The sequence below is a fragment of the Gordonia sp. CPCC 206044 genome, from assembly GCF_048537895.1.
Taxonomy (GTDB): domain Bacteria; phylum Actinomycetota; class Actinomycetes; order Mycobacteriales; family Mycobacteriaceae; genus Gordonia.
Window position 1 is genome coordinate 43,552 of record NZ_JBCLVL010000010.1, and the last position, 19,188, is coordinate 62,739.

16 protein-coding genes and 3 pseudogenes are annotated in these 19,188 nt (G+C 67.1%); 15 read left to right on the plus strand and 4 right to left on the minus strand.

Going from position 1 to position 19,188, the window contains the following annotated elements; translation table 11 throughout:
- Position 1 precedes the first annotated feature (1 nt).
- The 3 genes from AAFP35_RS16715 to tgt all read right to left on the minus strand — a co-directional run bounded on the left by AAFP35_RS16715 (position 2) and on the right by tgt (position 3,844).
- Positions 2–1,003, minus strand: coding sequence for a CNNM domain-containing protein (locus AAFP35_RS16715; RefSeq protein ID WP_419222762.1), 1,002 nt, complete (start codon positions 1,001–1,003; stop codon positions 2–4).
- Positions 1,000–2,382, minus strand: a complete 1,383-nt coding sequence (locus tag AAFP35_RS16720) for a hemolysin family protein (protein WP_419222763.1) — start codon at positions 2,380–2,382, stop codon at positions 1,000–1,002. The genes AAFP35_RS16715 and AAFP35_RS16720 overlap by 4 nt, the downstream gene beginning before the upstream one ends.
- A gap of 193 nt (positions 2,383–2,575) precedes the next feature.
- Entirely contained in the window at positions 2,576–3,844 is a 1,269-nt protein-coding gene (gene tgt, locus AAFP35_RS16725; RefSeq protein ID WP_419222764.1) for a tRNA guanosine(34) transglycosylase Tgt, read from the minus strand.
- A 54-nt stretch (positions 3,845–3,898) separates the two neighbouring features.
- On the opposite strand from tgt, the gene AAFP35_RS16730 reads away from it, so the two are divergent.
- Together AAFP35_RS16730 and AAFP35_RS16735 are read left to right on the plus strand one after the other, a co-directional pair.
- Positions 3,899–4,339, plus strand: a complete 441-nt coding sequence (locus AAFP35_RS16730; protein WP_419222765.1) for a hypothetical protein — start codon at positions 3,899–3,901, stop codon at positions 4,337–4,339.
- A gap of 92 nt (positions 4,340–4,431) precedes the next feature.
- On the plus strand, positions 4,432–5,208 hold the full coding sequence (locus AAFP35_RS16735; RefSeq protein ID WP_419222766.1) for a MerR family transcriptional regulator: 777 nt from the start codon (positions 4,432–4,434) through the stop codon (positions 5,206–5,208).
- A 42-nt stretch (positions 5,209–5,250) separates the two neighbouring features.
- Here AAFP35_RS16735 and AAFP35_RS16740 read toward each other — a convergent pair whose 3' ends face one another.
- On the minus strand, positions 5,251–6,570 hold the full coding sequence (locus AAFP35_RS16740; protein ID WP_419222767.1) for a UDP-N-acetylmuramoyl-tripeptide--D-alanyl-D-alanine ligase: 1,320 nt from the start codon (positions 6,568–6,570) through the stop codon (positions 5,251–5,253).
- Between the two features lie 61 nt (positions 6,571–6,631).
- Here AAFP35_RS16740 and AAFP35_RS16745 point away from each other — a divergent pair, with 61 nt between their 5' ends.
- The 13 genes and pseudogenes from AAFP35_RS16745 to nuoK all read left to right on the plus strand — a co-directional run bounded on the left by AAFP35_RS16745 (position 6,632) and on the right by nuoK (position 19,179).
- Positions 6,632–7,711 carry a D-alanine--D-alanine ligase family protein gene (locus AAFP35_RS16745; protein ID WP_419222768.1) on the plus strand — a complete coding sequence of 360 codons (1,080 nt, stop codon included), beginning with the start codon at positions 6,632–6,634 and terminating at the stop codon, positions 7,709–7,711.
- A 118-nt stretch (positions 7,712–7,829) separates the two neighbouring features.
- The gene (locus tag AAFP35_RS16750; protein WP_419222769.1) at positions 7,830–8,243 is read left to right on the plus strand and encodes a hypothetical protein; all 414 of its coding nucleotides are present in this window, start codon (positions 7,830–7,832) and stop codon (positions 8,241–8,243) included.
- Between the two features lie 134 nt (positions 8,244–8,377).
- Positions 8,378–8,578 (plus strand): annotated as a pseudogene (gene ndhC / locus AAFP35_RS16755) (NADH-quinone oxidoreductase subunit A); the annotation flags it as partial.
- A gap of 150 nt (positions 8,579–8,728) precedes the next feature.
- Positions 8,729–8,935 (plus strand): annotated as a pseudogene (gene ndhC / locus AAFP35_RS16760) (NADH-quinone oxidoreductase subunit A); the annotation flags it as partial.
- A 69-nt stretch (positions 8,936–9,004) separates the two neighbouring features.
- A complete protein-coding gene (locus AAFP35_RS16765) occupies positions 9,005–9,559 on the plus strand; it encodes a NuoB/complex I 20 kDa subunit family protein (protein WP_419222770.1) in 555 nt (184 codons plus the stop codon).
- Entirely contained in the window at positions 9,556–10,266 is a 711-nt protein-coding gene (locus AAFP35_RS16770; RefSeq protein WP_419222771.1) for an NADH-quinone oxidoreductase subunit C, read from the plus strand. Before AAFP35_RS16765 ends, AAFP35_RS16770 begins: the two co-directional genes overlap by 4 nt.
- Positions 10,266–11,624: an NADH dehydrogenase (quinone) subunit D gene (nuoD, locus tag AAFP35_RS16775; RefSeq protein WP_419222772.1), complete on the plus strand. Its 1,359-nt coding sequence runs from the start codon at positions 10,266–10,268 to the stop codon at positions 11,622–11,624. The genes AAFP35_RS16770 and nuoD overlap by 1 nt, the downstream gene beginning before the upstream one ends.
- Positions 11,621–13,683 (plus strand): annotated as a pseudogene (gene nuoF, locus AAFP35_RS16780) (NADH-quinone oxidoreductase subunit NuoF). Before nuoD ends, nuoF begins: the two are co-directional and overlap by 4 nt.
- Complete coding sequence (locus tag AAFP35_RS16785; protein WP_419222773.1) at positions 13,680–16,097, plus strand: NADH-quinone oxidoreductase subunit G; 2,418 nt, start codon at positions 13,680–13,682, stop codon at positions 16,095–16,097. The pseudogene nuoF and the gene AAFP35_RS16785 overlap by 4 nt, the downstream one beginning before the upstream one ends.
- Positions 16,097–17,437 carry an NADH-quinone oxidoreductase subunit NuoH gene (gene nuoH, locus AAFP35_RS16790; protein WP_419222774.1) on the plus strand — a complete coding sequence of 447 codons (1,341 nt, stop codon included), beginning with the start codon at positions 16,097–16,099 and terminating at the stop codon, positions 17,435–17,437. The genes AAFP35_RS16785 and nuoH overlap by 1 nt, the downstream gene beginning before the upstream one ends.
- Complete coding sequence (gene nuoI / locus AAFP35_RS16795) at positions 17,430–18,038, plus strand: NADH-quinone oxidoreductase subunit NuoI (RefSeq protein WP_419222775.1); 609 nt, start codon at positions 17,430–17,432, stop codon at positions 18,036–18,038. The genes nuoH and nuoI overlap by 8 nt, the downstream gene beginning before the upstream one ends.
- Positions 18,039–18,043: 5 nt before the next feature.
- Positions 18,044–18,883, plus strand: a complete 840-nt coding sequence (locus AAFP35_RS16800; RefSeq protein WP_419222908.1) for an NADH-quinone oxidoreductase subunit J — start codon at positions 18,044–18,046, stop codon at positions 18,881–18,883.
- The gene (gene nuoK, locus AAFP35_RS16805; protein WP_419222776.1) at positions 18,880–19,179 is read left to right on the plus strand and encodes an NADH-quinone oxidoreductase subunit NuoK; all 300 of its coding nucleotides are present in this window, start codon (positions 18,880–18,882) and stop codon (positions 19,177–19,179) included. Before AAFP35_RS16800 ends, nuoK begins: the two co-directional genes overlap by 4 nt.
- Positions 19,180–19,188 lie beyond the last annotated feature (9 nt).

The window sequence follows — 19,188 nt, forward strand, 5'->3', positions numbered from 1 at the left end:
GTCAGGCAGCCGTCGCAAGGAGACGATCGAGCACATCGTGCAGGGTGAGCAGCCCGACGACCCGCCCACCGTCGACCACCGTCGCGACGTGCTGGCGGGTGGCGCGTATCGTCGCGAGGGCCTCGTAGACCGGGACCGTCGCGGACAATTCCAGAACCGGGCGCATCAGGTCTGCGGCGGTCGCGTCGTCGGCGGACGCGAGACTGTCCCGGACGTGCACCACTCCGAGGATGGTTCCGTTGTCGCGCACCAGGAGACGCCGGTGACCGGTCTGTCGTGAAGCGTCTCTGATCGCACCGGGCGACGCGTGCGGACCGACGTCGGCGACCGTCTGCCCACCGACGACGTCACCCACGGTCAGCGATTGCAGTTCCAGCGCTCTCGACAACTGGGAGTGATAGCGCTCGTCGAGCGCACCCACCGATGCCGAGTGCTCCACCAGGTGTCGGAGCGCCTCTGAATCCTGCCCAGCACCAACCTGATCCACGGGTTCGACACCGACACGACGCAGACACCAGTTCGCCAACCGGTTCAGTCGGACGATGACCGGACGGGTCACCCACATGAACCCACGCATGGGGATCGCCAGCATGGTCGCCGACCGCTCCGGGTGCGCGATGGCCCACGACTTGGGAGCCATCTCGCCCACCACCAGGTGCAGGAACGTCACGATCACCAGCGCGAGCACGAATCCCGCGACGTCGGCCAGCCACAGCGGCGCACCCCAATCCGAGAAGGCAGGCGTCAGCCAGTGGTGCACGGCAGGTTTGGTGATCGCACCGAGCGCCAACGTGCACACGGTGATGCCCAGCTGCGAGCCGGCCAACAGCACCGACAACTCCGAGGCACTGCGCAGCGCCGCACGCGCCGAGCGGCTGGACGCCGCTGCGTCTTCGAGTCGGTGCCTACGCGCCGCGATCAACGCGAACTCGACCGCGACGAAGAAGGCGCTCGCGGCGATCAGTGCGACGGTCGCCGCGGCAACGATCCACGGATTGCTCATCGTCGGTCCTCCCCCGTGTCGCCGGGGATGTCGTCGACCGGCGCTGCGGTGATACTCAACAGCACCGACGACGGAACGTGTTTGTCGACGTCGAGGACGCGGATGGTCGCCGAGGTCGGCTCGTCTGAGTCCTGTCCCGCGGCGTCGGGCAATCGCACCGTCACCGTGTCGCCGACCTGTGGCAGTCCGCCGAATTCGGTGATGACCAGGCCCGCGATGGTCTCGTGATCCCCTTCGGGCAGGTCGTGGCCCACGGCCCGCGACACCTCGTCGAGGTGCACGTCGCCGCGGATGCGCCAGCCGTCGGAGGTTTGTTCGACCGGCGACGGCGCATCGGGATCGTGCTCGTCGTCGATCTCCCCGACCAGTTCCTCGGCGATGTCCTCGACCGTGATCACGCCGCCGAATCCGCCGTATTCGTCGATGACGATGGCCATCTCGTCGTCGGCATCGGTCATGTGTGCGAGCGCCTCCGGCAGCGGCAACGAACCGGGCACGATCACCGACGGCCGGGCCAGGGACCCGGCACTCGCCGATGGATCGGCGCCGACCGACCACTCCAGCACGTCGTGCAGGTGGATGACCCCGACGACCTCGGCCGTGTCGTCGACGACCGGGTAGCGAGTGTGTCCGGTGCTCATGGTCGCCAGCACCGACGACGCCGACTCATCGGCATCGACGGTGTCCACCCGGGTACGCGGGATCATCGCGTGATCGGCTGTGCGCGTGGGGAAATCCAGCACGCGGTCGAGCAGCACCGACAATTCGGCGGGCAGTTCGCCCGCGTCCCGGGACTCGGCGACGATGTGTTCGAGGTCGCGGGGCGTCGCCGAGTGCTCGACGTCGTGGACGGGCTCGATGCGCAACGCCTTGAGCAACAGATTCGACGCCTTGTCGAACAGGGTGATCAGCCAGCCGAATGCTGCGAGGTACATCGTGGTGGAGCGTGCCAGCCATCGGGCGACGGGTTCGGGACGCGCGATGGCGAGGTTCTTGGGCACGAGCTCGCCGAGCACCATCTGGATGATCGTGGAGAAGCCGATGGCGATCACGGTGCCGATCGCCACGCCCAGTGCGACCGGAATCCCGACGTCGCCGAGGAGATCACCGACGCCACTGCCGATGAGCGGCTCGGCGACGTAACCGACGAGGAGTCCGGTGATGGTGATACCGAGTTGCGCGCCCGAGAGCATGAACGACGTGCGGCGCGTCACCGTCAGCGCCCGCGCCGCGGCGGCGTCCCCGCTCTCGGCGCGGGCCTTGAGCCGCGACCGGTCCACGGCCATGTAGGCGAACTCTTGCGCCACGAAATAGCCGGTCAGGGCGGTGATGAGGAGTACGACCAGAAGGCCGACGGCGATACCGAGGAGGGTCAGCACGACGACCTCGCAGTGGCCCCTCCGGGGTGGTCGTCAGGAATGCTGGAACAGGGTCGAACAGATCGTCGGCGTTTTCGGCGCTTGGCGCGTCGCATGGGCTCTCTCGTGTCGGAAGTCAGGGGACCCTATCCACCATGCCGATTTCCTGCGATTCACGCAAACCGGACGACCGACCAGGTTCCGCCCGGGCGGCTCAGTCGGCGGCGCGTCCCGCGTAGTAGCGGCCGAGGAACTCGTCGCGGTACTCGATGTAATTGCCGTCCTCGATCGCCTGTCGCGCACGGTCGACGAGGGTGACGATGAACGACACGTTGTGCAGCGTGGCCAGGGTGGCGGCCAGGCCCTCCTTCGCCTTGAACAGGTGATGCAAGTAGGCCCGGCTGTATTGCGAAGTGTAGTTGTCGATCTCGGGGTCGAGCGACCGGAAATCCCTGCGGTAGCGGGCATTCGTGATGTTGTAGCGACCGTCGAGCGAATAGATCGCACCGTTGCGGGCGACGCGCGTCGGCGACACGCAGTCGAAGGTGTCGGCGCCGTTCTCGATCGCGGTGAAGATGTCGTCCGGCTCGCTGATCCCCAGCAGATGCTTGGCCGTGTTCTCGGGGAGTTCCTGATTGACCCAACCGACGATCGTGCCCAGATCGTCTTTCGTGAGGGCACCACCGATCCCGTAGCCGCCGAAGCCCTTTCCGCCCTCTGCCTGATCTTTGTCACTCAAGGCGACCAGATCACGCGCGGCCTTGCGCCGCAGATCCTCGTATTGGGCTCCCTGGATGACACCCCATAGGGATTGCTGCGGGCGATGCGCACGCTCCCGGGAGAGCCGATTGTGTTCGGCCAGACAGCGGATCGCCCACAGTCGGGTGCGTTCGAGCGAATTCTCCTGGTAGGTACGGGTGTTCATCAAGGTGGTGAGTTCGTCGAACGCGAAGATGATGTCGGCACCGAGCTGATGCTGGATCTGCATCGACACCTCCGGGGTGAACCGGTGAGCTGACCCGTCGAGATGCGATTTGAAGGTCACCCCGTCGTCGTCGACCGCGGACAACCGCTCCCGCCCGTTGGCGGTGATGTCGTCGTCCTGTTCGCCGGTGACGTCCATCGAGATGACCTTCTTGAACCCGGCGCCCAACGACATCACCTGGAAACCGCCGCTGTCGGTGTAGGTGGGGCCGGACCAGTTCATGAACGCGCCGAGACCGCCTGCCTCGTCGATGATCTCCGGGCCGGGCTGCAGATAGAGGTGATAGGCGTTGGCGAGTACCGACTGCGCACCCAGCGCGGCAACCGACTCCGGCAGCACCGTCTTGACGGTCGCTTTGGTACCCACCGGCACGAAGGCAGGGGTGTGGATGCGGCCGTGCGGGGTGTCGATGACGCCGGTGCGACCCGCGGTGCCGGGAAGTGTGGTGCCGACACTGAAGGAGTGGTCCGGGGTCAGAGGGGTGCTGCTGGAACTCACCGATGCATCTTCGCAGGTGGCGGGGCCCGACCCCAAACCCGGTACGGTGATCACATGCCGCGCAGCCTCCATCGAATCCTGCTCGCCGTCGTCGTCGGGTTCCTCGGCGTCGCACTCGCCGCCTGCGGTGGCGAACAAGAGACCACGTCATCGTCGGCGGCGACGCAGACCTCGGCGACCACCGTGTCGGAGAACCCCAGCGCCTCGGTGGTCGGCGGGCCGAAACCGGTCAGCCCCACCACGTCGGTCGCCGACGAGCACGCCGCCCACACGCAATGCGGCCGCGCCAAGGGCCCCGACGGTTCGCTGCAAATCGTCATCCTCGACGGCGATCTGAACTGTGACACCGCCGAACAGATCGCCAGCGAGTACAGCCCGAAGATCTCCACCGGCGCCCCGCAGACCGTGGCCGGATGGGAGTGCGGGCCCTCGCAGACACCCGGCATCCTGGCCTCGTGCAGCAAGGGCGACCAGGAGTTCGGGCTGGCTCCCTGAACCGACGGCCGGCGCAGCGCGATGTGCACCACGAGGGGCCTGCCCCACGACGGCTTGACCCTGACGCGGCGTCAGGCACGACGGTGGTCGGTGTGAACGAAGGAGAGCACGCAGCCACCGTCGGTGACGTCGCCCGCATGGTCGGGGTGAGCGTCCGCACGCTGCACCACTACGACCGCATCGGGTTGGTCGTGCCGTCGGGGCGCACCTTGGCGGGCTACCGCATCTACAGCGACGCCGATGTCGAACGGCTCCATCAGGTGCTGACGTATCGGGAGTTGGGCTTTCCTCTCGAGCAGATCGCGACCCTGCTCGATGATCCGCACGCCGATGCCCTGACGCATCTGCGCGACCAGCACGACCTGCTGTCGGAGCGAATCGCTCGTTTGCACCGGATGGTCGCCGCTGTGGAGGACATGATGAACGCGAAGAAGAAGGGCATCGCGCTCACCGCCGAGGAACAGGCCGAGATCTTCGGTCGTGACTGGCCGGGTGAGGAGTACGCCGCCGAGGCCCAGCGCCGGTGGGGCGACACCGACGCGTGGCGGCAGAGCGGCGACCGGACCGCCCGGTTCGACAAGAACGACTGGGTGGCGGTGAAGGCGGAGACCGACGCACTCGAAGGCCGATTCGCAGACGCCATGCGCGCCGGCGTGACGGCAGGTTCACCCGAGGCCGACGACCTCGCCGAAGAGCACCGCGCGTCCATCCAACGGTTCTACGACTGCGATCACGACATGCATCGGTGCCTCGCGCAGATGTACGTGTCCGACCCCCGGTTCACCGCCCATTACGACGGGATCGCGCCGGGCCTGGCCACATACGTTCACGACGTCATCGTCGCGAACGCCGACTCTCACCAGGACTGACGACGTCGGGCGTCGATGATGTCAGGGGCGGCGACGTCCCGGTCAGTCCTGCAGGACCGCCGCGACCCGTTCCAGTGCGGCGACGCGGCTGCCCTTGACCAGGACGGCGTCCGCCTCGGTGAGGTCGCCCAACGCGGCGACGGCATCGTCGATGCCGACAACGTGGCGGACGCTCGGCCCGTAGTCGGGTTCGTCGACCGCGATCACGTCGATACCGAGCGCACGGGCCCGCTCGGCGATCGCGGCGTGCTGCGGGGCGGAATCGTCGCCGAGCTCGGCCATCGTGCCCAGCACGGCGAATCGGCGTTGCGCATCGAGCGCCGCGAGCGACTGCAGCGCCGCGGCCATCGACGTCGGATTGGCGTTGTAGGCGTCGTTGAGGATCGTCACGCCCGCCGAGGTGGTGACCAGCTCCATCCGCAGTCCGCTCAACTCGGCGCCGAGCAGTCCGCTCGGGATCGTGTCGATCGGCACACCGAGCCACCCGGCGACCGCCGCGGCCGCGAGTGCGTTCGGAACCTGGTGTTCGCCGCGGGCGCCGAGCCGGACGTCGGTCTCACCCCAGGGTGTGTGCAGGCGAAATGACGCACGTAGCTGGTCGTCGAGCACCACGTCGGTGGCGTACACGTCGGCCGTCGCCGTCAGTCCGAAGGTCACGACCGCGGCGTCCGTGCGATCGGCCATCGCGGCGACACGCTCGTCGTCGGCGTTCAGCACGGCGAGTCCGTCGACCGGCAGCGATTCCACCAGCTCACCCTTCGCGCGGGCGACCGATTCGATGCTGCCGAACAATTCGAGATGCACGCCCTCCACGCGGGTCACGATGCCGACGGTCGGTCGGGCGATCTCGCAGAGCAGGTCGATGTGACCGATTCCGCGGGCACCCATCTCGACCACGACGGCCTCGGTGTCGGGTGTCGCGTTGGCCAACGTCATCGGCAGACCGAGTTCGTTGTTGAAGGATTTCTCGCTCGCCGCGGTCCGAAAGGTCGTCGCGAGGGCGCCCGCCAGCAGATCCTTGGTCGACGTCTTGCCGACCGATCCCGTGACCCCGACGATCCGGTCCGGAAGGCGATCGCGGGCGATGCCACCGAGGTCGGCGAGCGCCGCGGCAGTGTCGGTCACCGTGATCGCGGGCAAGGTGACACCGGGTTGTGTGCCCTGCGATGTCAGATACGCGGACGCACCGGCGGTGGCCGCTGCGGTCACGAACTCGTGGCCGTCGCGCTCGGCGACGATCGGCACGAACAGCTGGCCGGGCGACACGATCCGGGAGTCGATGCCGACTCCGTCGATCGTCACGTCGTCGCCGATCAGAGCCCCGTTCACGGCCTGGGCCACCTCGGTTGCGGTGAATTGCACACCGCAACGCTACAAGCACCGAGGCGGGTGGGTCGGGAACGGTGGCCGTATCGTGGCATCCATGGCTTCACCCCTGTTGCGTCTGGTCGTCCTCTTCGGTGGGGTGTCCGCCGAACACGACGTCTCGTGCGTCACCGCCGCCCACGTCCTCGCGGCCGCCGACCGTGCCAAGTACGACCTGGTCCCGATCGGCATCGCCAAGGACGGCACGTGGCTGCGCAACGACAAGGCCATCGCCGCGATCGCCGAGGGCAGCGAACTCCCGGACAAGCTGGAGCCGGCCGGAACGGTCGTCGAACCCTTGGTGGCGCTGCGCGGCGAGGCCGATGCGAACACGGTGACGGTGGTGCTGCCGCTGCTGCACGGTCCGCACGGTGAGGACGGCACGATCCAGGGGATGCTCGAACTCTTCAAGCTGCCCTACGTGGGTGCCGGGGTGTTGTCGTCGGCGCTGTGCATGGACAAGGCGATGGCCAAGAACGTCGCCGAGCGAGCCGGAATCCCCCAGTGCCGGTGGATCGAGTTCCGTGACGGCGTCGACGATCCCAACACGATCGTCGCCCGTGCGGCGGACGAGTTGGGGCTGCCGGTGTTCGTGAAACCGGCCAACCTGGGTTCGTCGGTGGGCATCTCCAAGGCACACGACGTCTCCGAGTTGGACAAGGCGATCGACGTCGCGCTGCGCTACGACGACGTGGTGGTGATCGAGGAGGCGGTGACCGCCCGCGAGGTCGAGGTCGCCGTGTTGGGTAACGCGGCCCCGGAGACCTCGGTGCCCGGTGAGATCCTGCCCGGCAGCGAGTTCTACGACTACGAAGACAAATACATCACCGGCGCGGCCACGTTGGTGATCCCGGCCGAGCTTCCCGACGACGTCGTCCGCGAGGTCCGCGAACTAGCGGCGAAGACCTTCGTCGCGCTCCGGTGCGCAGGAATGGCACGTGTCGACTTCTTCTACGAGGAGGGCGGCCGCGGTTGGCTGCTCAACGAGGTCAACACGATTCCCGGATTCACGCCCGCATCGATGTATCCGAAGCTGTGGGAGGCATCGGGTGTGTCCTACCCCGACCTGATCGACGAACTCGTGACGCTGGCATTGGCGGGCCACCGTCGGCGGGTGGGGTTCTCGACCGAGCACTGACCGACGGCGGGATCGGCCGCCAACGGACGCACCCACGACGGGGATCGGCGCGCGGTCGGCGGGATCGCCGGGCGATTCTGCGCACGTACGGCGGAGTACGGCCGGTACCATCATCCGCGTGACCGACCCGCAACCGCAGACGCCGTCCGCGTTGCGCGTGTTGGTCTATTCGGATCACTCGGACACCCGGGCTGCCGTGATCGGCGCCCTCGGACAGCGTCCGGATCCGTCCCTCCCCGAGCTGACCTTCGTCGAGGTGGCCACCGCCGCGATGGTGTTCGCGCAACTCGATGCGGGCGTGATCGATGTGGTGATCCTCGACGGTGAGGCCACGCCGGTCGGCGGCATGGGGTTGGCCAAGCAGATGAAGGACGAGGTGTCGGTCTGCCCACCGATTCTGGTGTTGCTCGGCCGGGCCGACGACCGATGGTTGGCCGATTGGTCACGCGCGGACGCGACCGCGACCCTGCCGATCGATCCGATCGCACTCACCACCGCTCTGGTCGAGCTGCTGCGCACTTCCGGTCACTGATACCGGCCTGCACGGCGTCGATGTGCGAGGCCCACGCTCGGGACACTCCGGCAAAACCTCAGCAGCATCCGCGCAAACGCTTGTAGGCTTGTGGCACAGCTCACATACGGCCCGAATGTGGGGAGGCCGACGCCATGAACGCTTACGTCCCGATCATCGTCCTCGGGGCAATTGCGGTGGCGTTTGCGGTTTTTTCGGTCGGTGTCGCGTTGCTCGTCGGACCGAAACGGTACAACCGCGCCAAACTCGAACCGTACGAATGCGGCATCGAGCCCCTGACCGAATCGCATACCTTCTCCGTGGGTGACTCCGCCGCCGGCACGGCGCCGGGAGCGCAGCGAGCGGGCCAAATCCTCACGGCGCCGGGAGCCCAGCGAGCGGGCCAGATCACCACGGCGCCGGGAGCGCAGCGAGCGGGCCAGATCACCACGGCGCCGGGAACGCAGCAAACGGGCCGGATAGTCACCGCACCACGCACCGTCGAACGAGCGGTCCAGCGCATTCCGGTGAAGTACTACCTGACCGCAATGCTCTTCATCATCTTCGACATCGAGATCGTCTTCCTCTATCCGTGGGCCGTCGCATTCGACGCGCTCGGCTGGTTCGGATTTCTCGCCATGGCCCTGTTCATCGTCAACGTGTCGGTGGCCTACGCCTACGAGTGGCGACGCGGAGGGCTCACCTGGGAATGACGACGTCCGCGGTGCGGTCCCGCCCGGGCACGCACCGCGGACGCCGCTAGATGCAAGGAGGTTCGCGACATGGGACTCGAAGAGAGACTGCCCAGCGGATTCTTGCTGAGCACCGTCGAGGACCTGGCCGGGTTCATGCGCAAGGGATCGTTGTGGCCCGCCACCTTCGGCCTCGCCTGCTGTGCGATCGAGATGATGGCGACGACATCGGGTCGCTATGATCTCGCACGATTCGGGATGGAGGCTTTTCGCGCATCCCCGCGGCAGGCCGATCTGATGATCGTCGCCGGCCGTGTCAGCCAGAAGATGGCCCCGGTGCTGCGCCAGATCTACGACCAGATGGTCGAACCCAAATGGGTACTGGCCATGGGGGTTTGCGCGTCGTCGGGCGGCATGTTCAACAACTACGCGATCGTGCAGGGCGTCGATCACGTGGTACCGGTCGACATCTACCTGCCCGGTTGCCCACCCCGACCGGAGATGTTGCTCAACGCCATCCTCAAACTGCATGAACAGATCGCGCAGATGCCACTCGGCGTGAATCGCGAACAGGCCATCTGGGCAGCGGAACAGGCTGCACTGCAGGCGAAGCCGACCATCGAGATGAAGGGTCTGCTCCGATGAGTCCGGACCGGGAGGACCCCGCGAGCGCACCCGACGACGCCGAACGCATCAGCACCCGGCGCGGGCTGTTCGGTGTGCATGGCAGCGGCGACACCTCCGGCTACGGCGGCCTGATCCAGGCAGTCACCCTGCCCGGCAGCTCCAGCCGACCCTACGGCGCCTACTTCGACGAGGTCGCCGACGAACTCGCCGCCGGACTGGCGCAATTGCCCACGCCAGCCCCGTCATACGACGAGGCCGTCGAGAAGGTGGTGGTCTTCCGCGACGAGATGACCCTGCACATCCGTCCCGATCACCTGCGTGCGGTCGCCATCACGCTGCGTGATCGGGAGTCGCTGCGGTTCGAATTGTGCCTGGGTGTCAACGGTGTTCACTATCCCGACGACCATGGCCGCGAACTCCATGCCGTCTATCCCCTGGCGTCGATCACGCACAACCGTCGGGTCCGAATCGAGGTCGCCGTCCCGGACACCCATCCGCACATCCCGACACTCACCGACATCTACCCGACGAACGACTGGCACGAACGGGAGACCTTCGACTTCTTCGGCATCGTCTTCGACGGGCATCGATCACTCACGCGCATCGAGATGCCCGACGACTGGCAGGGCCATCCGCAGCGCAAGGACTATCCCCTCGGCGGAGTTCCGGTCGAGTACAAGGGAACCCGAATCGAGCCGCCCGACCAGCGGAGGTCTTACAGCTGATGACCACCACCGGAGATTCCCGCACGCCGTCGCCCGCCGACGGCCACGACGTCCACCCGACACAGACCTACACCGTCTCCGGGCAGGACTGGGATGAGATCGTCACCGCGGTCCGCGAACGTGCCGCCGCACAGCCCGGTGACGAGCGCATCGTCGTCAACATGGGCCCCCAACATCCTTCCACGCACGGCGTGCTGCGGTTGATCCTGGAGATCGAAGGGGAGACCGTCACCGAGGCGCGCTGCGGAATCGGCTACCTGCACACCGGGATCGAGAAGAATCTGGAGTACCGCAACTGGATTCAGGGCGTCACGTTCGTCACCCGGATGGACTATCTCTCGCCGTTCTTCAACGAGACCGCGTACTGCCTGGGCGTGGAGAAGCTCTTGGGGATCACCGACGACATCCCGGAACGCGCCACCGTGATCCGGGTGATGATGATGGAACTCAACCGCATCACCTCGCATCTGGTCGCCCTGGCCACCGGCGGCATGGAGCTCGGCGCGGTGACCGCGATGTTCCTCGGCTTCCGGGAGCGCGAACTCATCCTGGATCTCTTCGAGTACATCACCGGCCTGCGCATGAATCATGCCTACATCCGGCCCGGCGGGGTGGCGCAGGACCTGCCCGACGACGCCGTGGACAAGGTGGCCGAGGTCCTCGACGTCCTGCCCGAACGGCTCGGCGAGCTCGAAGACCTGCTGAACGAGAACTACATCTGGAAAGCCCGCACCCAGGGCGTGGGCTACCTCGACCTGACCGGATGCATGGCGCTCGGCATCACCGGACAGGTGCTGCGTGCCACCGGCCTCCCGCATGACCTCCGGAAGTCGCAGCCGTACTGCGGGTATCAGGACTACGAATTCGATGTCATCACCGACACCACCTGTGACGCCTACGGGCGCTACCTGATCCGGGTGAAGGAGATGAAGGAGTCGGTACGGATCGTGCGCCAGTGTCTCGACCGGTTGCGGCCGGGCCCGGTGATGGTGGCCGACCGCAAGATCGCCTGGCCCGCCGACCTCGCCCTCGGCCCGGACGGCCTGGGCAACTCGCCCGAACACATCGCCGAGATCATGGGCACGTCGATGGAGGCACTCATCCATCACTTCAAGCTCGTGACCGAGGGGATGCGGGTGCCCGCGGGCCAGTGTTACGTCGCCGTCGAGTCCCCGCGCGGGGAGTTGGGTGTGCACATGGTCAGCGATGGCGGCACCCGACCGTATCGGGTGCACTTCCGCGACCCCTCGTTCACCAATCTGCAAGCGGTGGCGGCTATGTGCGAGGGCGGCATGGTCGCCGACGTGATCACGGCGGTCGCCAGCATCGACCCCGTCATGGGAGGTGTGGACCGATGACCGATCCGGTGTTCGTGAACCTCGAGGCACCACCGACCGAGGGCACCCCCGTGCTGCCTCCGCAGCCGCATCCGACGATCCGGTTCGCCGGCCCGCACACCTATCCCGACGAGGTGGCCGCGCAACTCACGGCCGACGCCCGCGGCATCGTCGCTCGTTACCCGCAGGCACGGTCTGCGCTGCTGCCACTTCTGCACCTGGTCCAGTCGCAGGACGGGTACATCAGTCGCGCGGGTGTGAGATTCTGTGCGCTGCAACTCGATCTGACCGAGGCGCAGGTCGCCTCCGTCGCCACCTTCTACTCGATGTTCCGTCGCGACCCGACCGGCGAGTACCTGGTCGGGGTCTGCACCAACACGCTGTGCGCCGTCATGGGAGGCGACGAGATCCTCGCGGCGCTGCAAGACCACCTGGGTATCGAGCCGGGAGAGACCACCCCCGACGGCCGGGTCACTCTCGAGCACATCGAGTGCAACGCAGCCTGCGACTTCGCTCCGGTGGTCATGGTGAACTGGGAGTTCTTCGACAACCAGACGGCAGAGGGCAGTGTGGAACTCGTCGAGGATCTCCGGGCGGGGGTGCCGGTGACCCCGGCCCGTGGAACCGGGGCCGTGTGCTCGTTCCGACGCACCGCCCGCCTTCTGGCAGGACTGCCCGAGGACGGTGACCGACGATGACCGAACCCACCGGGTCCGCGTCGCCGACAGATCGGGAAGCGGACTCTCCCGCACCGGACACCATCCCTGTGCTCAGCCGGTACTGGTCGGAACCCGAGTCGTGGACGCTGCGAAACCATGAGTCGCACAATGGCTATGCTGCTCTGCGCATCGCATTGGGCACCCCACCCGACAGCCTCATCGAAACCGTCAAGGCGTCCGGGTTGCGTGGCCGCGGTGGTGCCGGGTTCCCGGTCGGGACGAAATGGTCGTTCATCCCCCAGCCCGACGCGTCCGCCGAGACCGGCTCGGTCCCACCGCATTATCTGGTGGTCAACGCCGATGAGTCCGAGCCGGGGACCTGCAAGGACATGCCGCTGATCCTCGCGTCACCGCACACCTTGATCGAAGGCGCCATCATCGCGGCATACGCGATCCGTGCCCATCACGCGTTCATCTATCTGCGCGGCGAGGTGGCCTCCGTCCTGCGCCGACTACGGGCTGCCGTCGACGAAGCGTATGCCGCAGGCTATCTCGGCCGTGACATCCTCGGTTCCGGGTTCGATCTCGAGCTCGTGGTGCACGCCGGTGCAGGCGCATACATCTGCGGCGAGGAGACGGCGTTGCTCGACTCTCTCGAGGGACGCCGCGGCCAGCCGCGCCTTCGCCCGCCGTTCCCCGCGGTGGCCGGCCTGTATGCGAGCCCCACCGTGGTGAACAACGTCGAGTCGATCGCCAGTGTGCCGTCGATCATCCGCAACGGCGTCGACTGGTTCCGTTCGATGGGTACCGAGAAGTCGCCCGGCTTCACGCTGTACTCCCTGTCGGGTCACGTGGCCCGGCCCGGCCAATACGAGGCGCCACTGGGGATCACGTTGCGCGAGTTGCTCGATCGTGCGGGCGGTATCCGGGAGGGTCACCGGTTGAAGTTCTGGACACCGGGCGGTTCGTCGACCCCGATCCTGACCGACGAGCACCTCGACATCCCGCTCGACTACGAGGGGGTCGGCGCCGCCGGGTCGATGCTCGGCACCAAGGCCTTGCAGATCTTCGACGAGACGACCTGCGTGGTGCGGGCGGTGCTGCGCTGGACGGAGTTCTACGCCCACGAATCGTGCGGCAAGTGCACACCGTGTCGGGAGGGCACCTACTGGCTGGTGCAACTGCTGACGCGCCTGGAGGCAGGCGAGGGCGGTCCCGAGGATCTGGACACCCTCACCGACATCACCAACACCATCGTCGGGAAGTCCTTCTGTGCCCTCGGCGACGGCGCAGGCAGTCCGATCGTCTCCTCGCTCGAACACTTCCGGGACGAATATCTCGCGCACTTCGACGGCGGATGTCCGTTCGACCCACACCTTTCCACGGTATTCGCCGCGGCGACAGGAGGAGGGACACGATGACCGCTGTCGACGAGGCCTCCGCCGGACAGAAGCCGGACCTGGTGTCGGTGACGGTAGACGGCACCGAAATCGCGGTGCCACCTGGCACTCTGGTGATCCGCGCCGCCGAACTCATCGGCACCCAGATCCCCCGGTTCTGCGATCACCCGCTGCTCGATCCGGTCGGGGCGTGCCGCCAGTGCCTCGTCGAGGTCGAGGGGCAGCGCAAGCCGTTGGCCTCCTGTACGACAGTGGTGACCGACGGGATGGTGGTGCACACCCAGGTCACCTCCGAGGTCGCCGAGAAGGCACAGCGTGGCGTGATGGAGTTGCTCCTGATCAACCATCCGCTCGACTGCCCCGTGTGCGACAAGGGTGGCGAGTGCCCCCTGCAGAACCAGGCGATGTCGTCGGGACGCGGCGACTCCAGGTTCACCGGGCACAAGCGCACCTTCACCAAACCGGTTCCGCTGTCATCGGAGGTGCTCCTCGATCGCGAGCGGTGCGTCCTGTGCGCCCGCTGCACCCGCTTCGCCACCCAGGTGGCAGGCGATCCTCTGATCGAGTTGGCCGACCGTGGTGCACTGCAACAGGTCTCCATCTATCAGGACGAACCGTTCGAATCCTACTTCTCCGGCAACACCGTGCAGATCTGCCCGGTCGGCGCGCTCACCGGCACCGCCTACCGATTCCGTGCCCGCCCGTTCGACCTGGTTTCCACGCCGAGCGTCTGCGAACACTGCGCGAGCGGATGCGCACAACGTACCGATCATCGTCGCGGAACGGTGATGCGACGACTGGCCGGCGAGGACCCCGAGGTCAACGAGGAGTGGAACTGCGACAAGGGTCGCTGGGCGTTCTCCTATGCGACCGCACCGGATCGGATCACGACACCACTGATCCGTGGTGTGGACGGCACCCTCGTGCAGGCGTCCTGGGGTGAGGCGTTGCGGCGGGCTGCCGACGGGTTGACCGGCGCCGGACGTCGAGTGGGAGTACTCACCGGCGGCCGGCTCACCGCCGAGGACGCCTACGCGTACGCACGGTTCGCGCGAACAGTGTTGAACACCAACGACATCGATTTCCGCGCGCGTGTGCACAGCGGCGAGGAGATGGACTTCCTCGCCCGCCACATCGCCGCCCGCCCCGACGACGTCACCTACCGCGAGCTCGTCGCCGCACCGTCGGTCCTGCTGGTGGCCTTCGAACCCGAGGAGGAGTCACCGATCGTCTTTCTCCGGATGCGGCGCGCTGTCCGGGCAGGCCGACAGCGGGTGACCGCCATCGCTGCCCTGGCGAGCAACGGGCTCGTCAAACTCGACGGCACGCTGTTGCCGACGGTCCCGGGTGACGAAGCAGCCGTGTTGGATTCGTTCGCGGCCGCCGATGCGGTGTCGGCCTCGGGCTCGGTGATCGTGGTCGGGGAACGGCTCGCCGGGGTCCCGGGTGGATTGTCCGCCGCGGTCCGGCTCGCCGAGCGCACCGGCGCCCGACTGGCCTGGATACCGCGGCGGGCAGGCGAACGCGGCGCACTCGAGGTGGGCGCGGCGCCGAATCTGTTGCCCGGCGGGCGACCCGTCACCGACCTGACCGCGCGCACCGAGATGGCGATGGCCTGGCAGGTCGCCGACCTCCCTGCCCTCCCCGGCCGAGACACCACCGCGATCCTCGATGCCACACTGCGCGAGGAGATCTCGGCACTTCTCATCGGCGGCGTCGAGATCGATGATCTACCCGACCCGACCGAGGCCGAGACCGCGGTGGCCGCTGCCGGTTTCGTGGTGAGTCTGGAGATGCGCCGCAGCGCGGTCACCGAGCACGCCGACGTGGTGTTACCGGTCGCGGCGGTCGCGGAGAAGGCAGGGATGTTCCTCGACTGGGAAGGCCGGGCCCGCCCCTTCGCCACCGCACTGCGCGACGTCGGTGCGCTGTCCGATCACCGGGTGCTGACCGCACTCGCCCACCAGATGGGTGTTCCACTCAACTGCGACGACCCGGCCGCGATCCGCGCCGACCTGGAACAACTCGGCCCGTGGAGTAGTGTTCGTCCGTCCTCGCCGCCGGTGGAACCTGCCCGCGACGTGCACGCGGGCAACGGCCCCCGCCGGGTCGTGTTGGCCACGTGGCGGATGCTGCTCGACGCCGGGCGGCTGCAGGACAACGAGCCCCACCTGGCGGGCACGTCGCACCCGGCAGTGGCGCGGATGTCGTCGGCAACCGCGGCGGGGATCGGCGCCACCGACGGTGACCCCGTTGACATCGGTACCGATCGTGGTGCGATCACCCTGCCGCTCACCGTCACCGACATGCCGGACGGAGTGGTGTGGGTACCCATGAATGCGCCGGGCTCCGGAGTGCATCGGGTGTTGCGTGCCCATGCCGGTGACGTCGTCGACATCGCGGTCTCCACGGTCCGTTCCGGGGAGGGACGATGATGACGGCCACATCCGTGACGATCCTGGCCGCCGACGTGCCGACGCTGGCCGACTTCGGGCACGACCCGTGGTGGCTCATCCTTCTCAAGGCCCTCGCCGTCTTCGTCTTCCTGGTGGCCAATCCGCTGGCCGCGATCCTGATCGAGCGGAAGGTCATGGCGCGCATGCAAACCCGCCTCGGACCCAACCGGGTCGGGCCGCGCGGGTTGCTGCAGAGTGTCGCCGACGGTGTGAAACTCGCCCTCAAGGAGGGCATCGTGCCGAGCGGTGTGGACAAACTCATCTACATCGCGGCACCGATCATCGCGGTGGTGCCGGCGATCATGGCGTTCGCCGTCATCCCGTTCGGGCCGATGGTGTCCGTGTTCGGGCACCACACACCCTTGCAGCTCACCGATCTCCCGGTGGGGGTGCTCTACGTCCTCGCCATCACGTCGGTCGGTGTGTACGGCATCGTGCTGGCCGGATGGTCGTCGGGATCGACCTATCCGCTTCTCGGCGGCTTACGTTCCACCGCACAGGTGATCTCCTATGAGATCGCGATGGGACTCACATTCGCCGCGGTCTTCCTCGACGCCGGCACGATGTCCACGTCCGGCATCGTCGCCGCCCAGGAACACCACTGGTACGTCTTGCTGTTGCTCCCGTCGTTCGTGATCTATGCGATCTCGATGGTCGGCGAGACCAACCGGGCGCCGTTCGACCTGCCCGAGGCCGAAGGTGAACTAGTCGGCGGCTTCCACACCGAGTACTCGTCACTGAAGTTCGCGATGTTCATGCTCGCCGAGTACATCAACATGGTCACGGTGTCGGCCCTGGCCACCACGCTCTTCCTCGGTGGCTGGCAGGCGCCGTGGCCGATCAGCGTCATCGACGGTGCAAACGACGGGTGGTGGCCCATCCTGTGGTTCACCATCAAGGTCTGGATCTTCCTGTTCGTCTTCATCTGGCTGCGGACCAGCCTGCCGCGCTTGCGCTATGACCAGTTCATGAACCTCGGTTGGAAGGTCCTGATCCCGATCTCGCTGACCTGGGTCATGGTGGTCGCGCTGATCCGGATGGCGGTCGGGCCCTCTGACGACGACGAGTTGGTCCGGTCGCTCGTCTCGGCGGGGGCCGGGTTGGTGGTCACGGCCCTACTCGGCTACGCCATCTGGCGATTGATGCGTCTGCCCCGAACGCGCGCCGACGACGACCGAGGCGTTTCCGAATCGACTTCGCCACCACCGGCATTCGATCCGATGGCAGGCGGGTTCCCGGTACCACCGCTGCCCGGACAAGTCGCGCCGACCGGCACACCGACCGCGTCCGGACCTGCAAAGGAGACCACCGATGCCTGACTTCCTCAAACCGATCAGCGGTCTCGGCGTGACGTTCTCGTCGATGTTCGCCCCGACGATCACCGAGCAGTACCCGGAGGAGAAACGGCCGACCGCGCCGCGCTATCACGGTCGCCACCAACTCAATCGGCACCCCGACGGGCTCGAGAAATGCATCGGTTGCGAGTTGTGCGCCTGGGCCTGCCCGGCCGATGCCATCTATGTGGAGGGCGCCGACAACACCGACGATCAGCGGTACTCCCCCGGTGAGCGCTACGGCCGCGTCTATCAGATCAACTACCTGCGGTGCATCGGTTGCGGACTGTGTATCGAGGCATGTCCGACCCGGGCACTCACCATGACCAACGACTATGAGCTCGTCGACGACAACCGCACCGACCTCATCTACGAGAAGGATCGACTGCTCGCACCTCTGGAGCCGGACGCGACCCCACCGCCGCATGCCATGGCCCCGGGATCGACCGAGGAGAACTACTACCGCGGCGAGGTGTCCGAGGACGGGAAGCTCGTGGTGCGCAACGACGCCCACCCGCCCGCAGAGGCAGGCGGTGCGGAGGGCGGCGGTGCAGAGGGGCCGGTGTCCGACGGAGAGTCCTCGTGATCACCATGTCCGCAATGGGTCCGGCCACCGGCACGACGACGGTGCCGCTCGCCGCGCTCACGACCACCTCCACGGGTGAGGCCGTCCAGTTCTGGGTGCTCGGTGTGGTCGCGGTGATCGGCGCGCTCGGTGTCGTGTTCGCCACCAAGGCCGTCTACTCGGCGATCTTCCTGGCCACCACCATGATCATCCTCGCCGTCTTCTATGTCGCCCAGGGCGCATTGTTCCTCGGGGTCGTGCAAGTCGTCGTCTACACCGGCGCGGTGATGATGCTGTTCTTGTTCGTGCTCATGCTCATCGGCGTCGATTCGTCGGATTCGTTGGTGGAAACCCTGCACGGACAACGCTTTTCCGCGATCGTCCTGGGCATCGGGTTCGGAGTGCTGCTCATCGCGGCGATCGCCAACGCGTCGTTGGCGGTGTTCGCGGGCGCGCCGGTCGCCGGCGGCGCGGGTGCCACCGGCACGTCGGGTGACGGCAACATCGAGGCCATCGCCGAACTGATCTTCGTGCAGTACCTCTGGGCGTTCGAGCTCACCGGGGCGCTGCTGATCGCCGCCACGCTCGGCGCGATGATCCTCGCGCACCGAGAGCGGTTCGGTCCGCGACGCACGCAACGCGAACTCTCGCAGGAACGGTTCCGGCTCGGTATCGACATGACACCGCGGCCGAGTCCCGGTGTGTATGCGCGTCACAACGCCGTCGACGTCCCCGCCTTGCTCCCGGACGGCTCGCCGTCGGAGCTCTCGGTCAACGCGACGTTGCGCCCGCGCCCGGCGCAGGCACCCACGCCGGGCACCATCCGCCGGTCGCTGGGTACGCCTCCGGGGGAGGAACGCCCATGAATCCGGTGAACTATCTGTACCTGTCGGCGTTGCTGTTCACCATCGGCGCCGCCGGGGTGTTGCTCCGGCGCAACGCGATCGTCGTGTTCATGTGTATCGAGTTGATGCTCAACGCCGCCAATCTGGCGTTCGTCACCTTCGCCCGCATGCACGGTTCCTTCGACGGCCAGGTGATCGCGTTCTTCACGATGGTCGTCGCGGCGGCAGAGGTGGTCGTCGGGCTGGCGATCATCATGACCATCTTCCGGGCGCGGCGATCGGCCTCGGTCGACGACGTGGATCTGTTGAAGCGGTAGGAGGCACGG

Excerpts from the sequence above, each read along its gene's own strand:
- AAFP35_RS16765 (WP_419222770.1), top strand. The coding sequence starts at position 9,005 with ATGGGACTCGAAGAGAGACTGCCCAGCGGATTCTTGCTGAGCACCGTC.
- AAFP35_RS16800 (WP_419222908.1), top strand. The coding sequence starts at position 18,044 with ATGTCCGCAATGGGTCCGGCCACCGGCACGACGACGGTGCCGCTCGCC.
- AAFP35_RS16715 (WP_419222762.1), bottom strand. The coding sequence starts at position 1,003 with ATGAGCAATCCGTGGATCGTTGCCGCGGCGACCGTCGCACTGATCGCC.
- nuoK (WP_419222776.1), top strand. The coding sequence starts at position 18,880 with ATGAATCCGGTGAACTATCTGTACCTGTCGGCGTTGCTGTTCACCATC.
- AAFP35_RS16770 (WP_419222771.1), top strand. The coding sequence starts at position 9,556 with ATGAGTCCGGACCGGGAGGACCCCGCGAGCGCACCCGACGACGCCGAA.
- nuoH (WP_419222774.1), top strand. The coding sequence starts at position 16,097 with ATGACGGCCACATCCGTGACGATCCTGGCCGCCGACGTGCCGACGCTG.
- AAFP35_RS16745 (WP_419222768.1), top strand. The coding sequence starts at position 6,632 with ATGGCTTCACCCCTGTTGCGTCTGGTCGTCCTCTTCGGTGGGGTGTCC.
- nuoI (WP_419222775.1), top strand. The coding sequence starts at position 17,430 with ATGCCTGACTTCCTCAAACCGATCAGCGGTCTCGGCGTGACGTTCTCG.
- AAFP35_RS16785 (WP_419222773.1), top strand. The coding sequence starts at position 13,680 with ATGACCGCTGTCGACGAGGCCTCCGCCGGACAGAAGCCGGACCTGGTG.
- AAFP35_RS16730 (WP_419222765.1), top strand. The coding sequence starts at position 3,899 with ATGCCGCGCAGCCTCCATCGAATCCTGCTCGCCGTCGTCGTCGGGTTC.
- nuoD (WP_419222772.1), top strand. The coding sequence starts at position 10,266 with ATGACCACCACCGGAGATTCCCGCACGCCGTCGCCCGCCGACGGCCAC.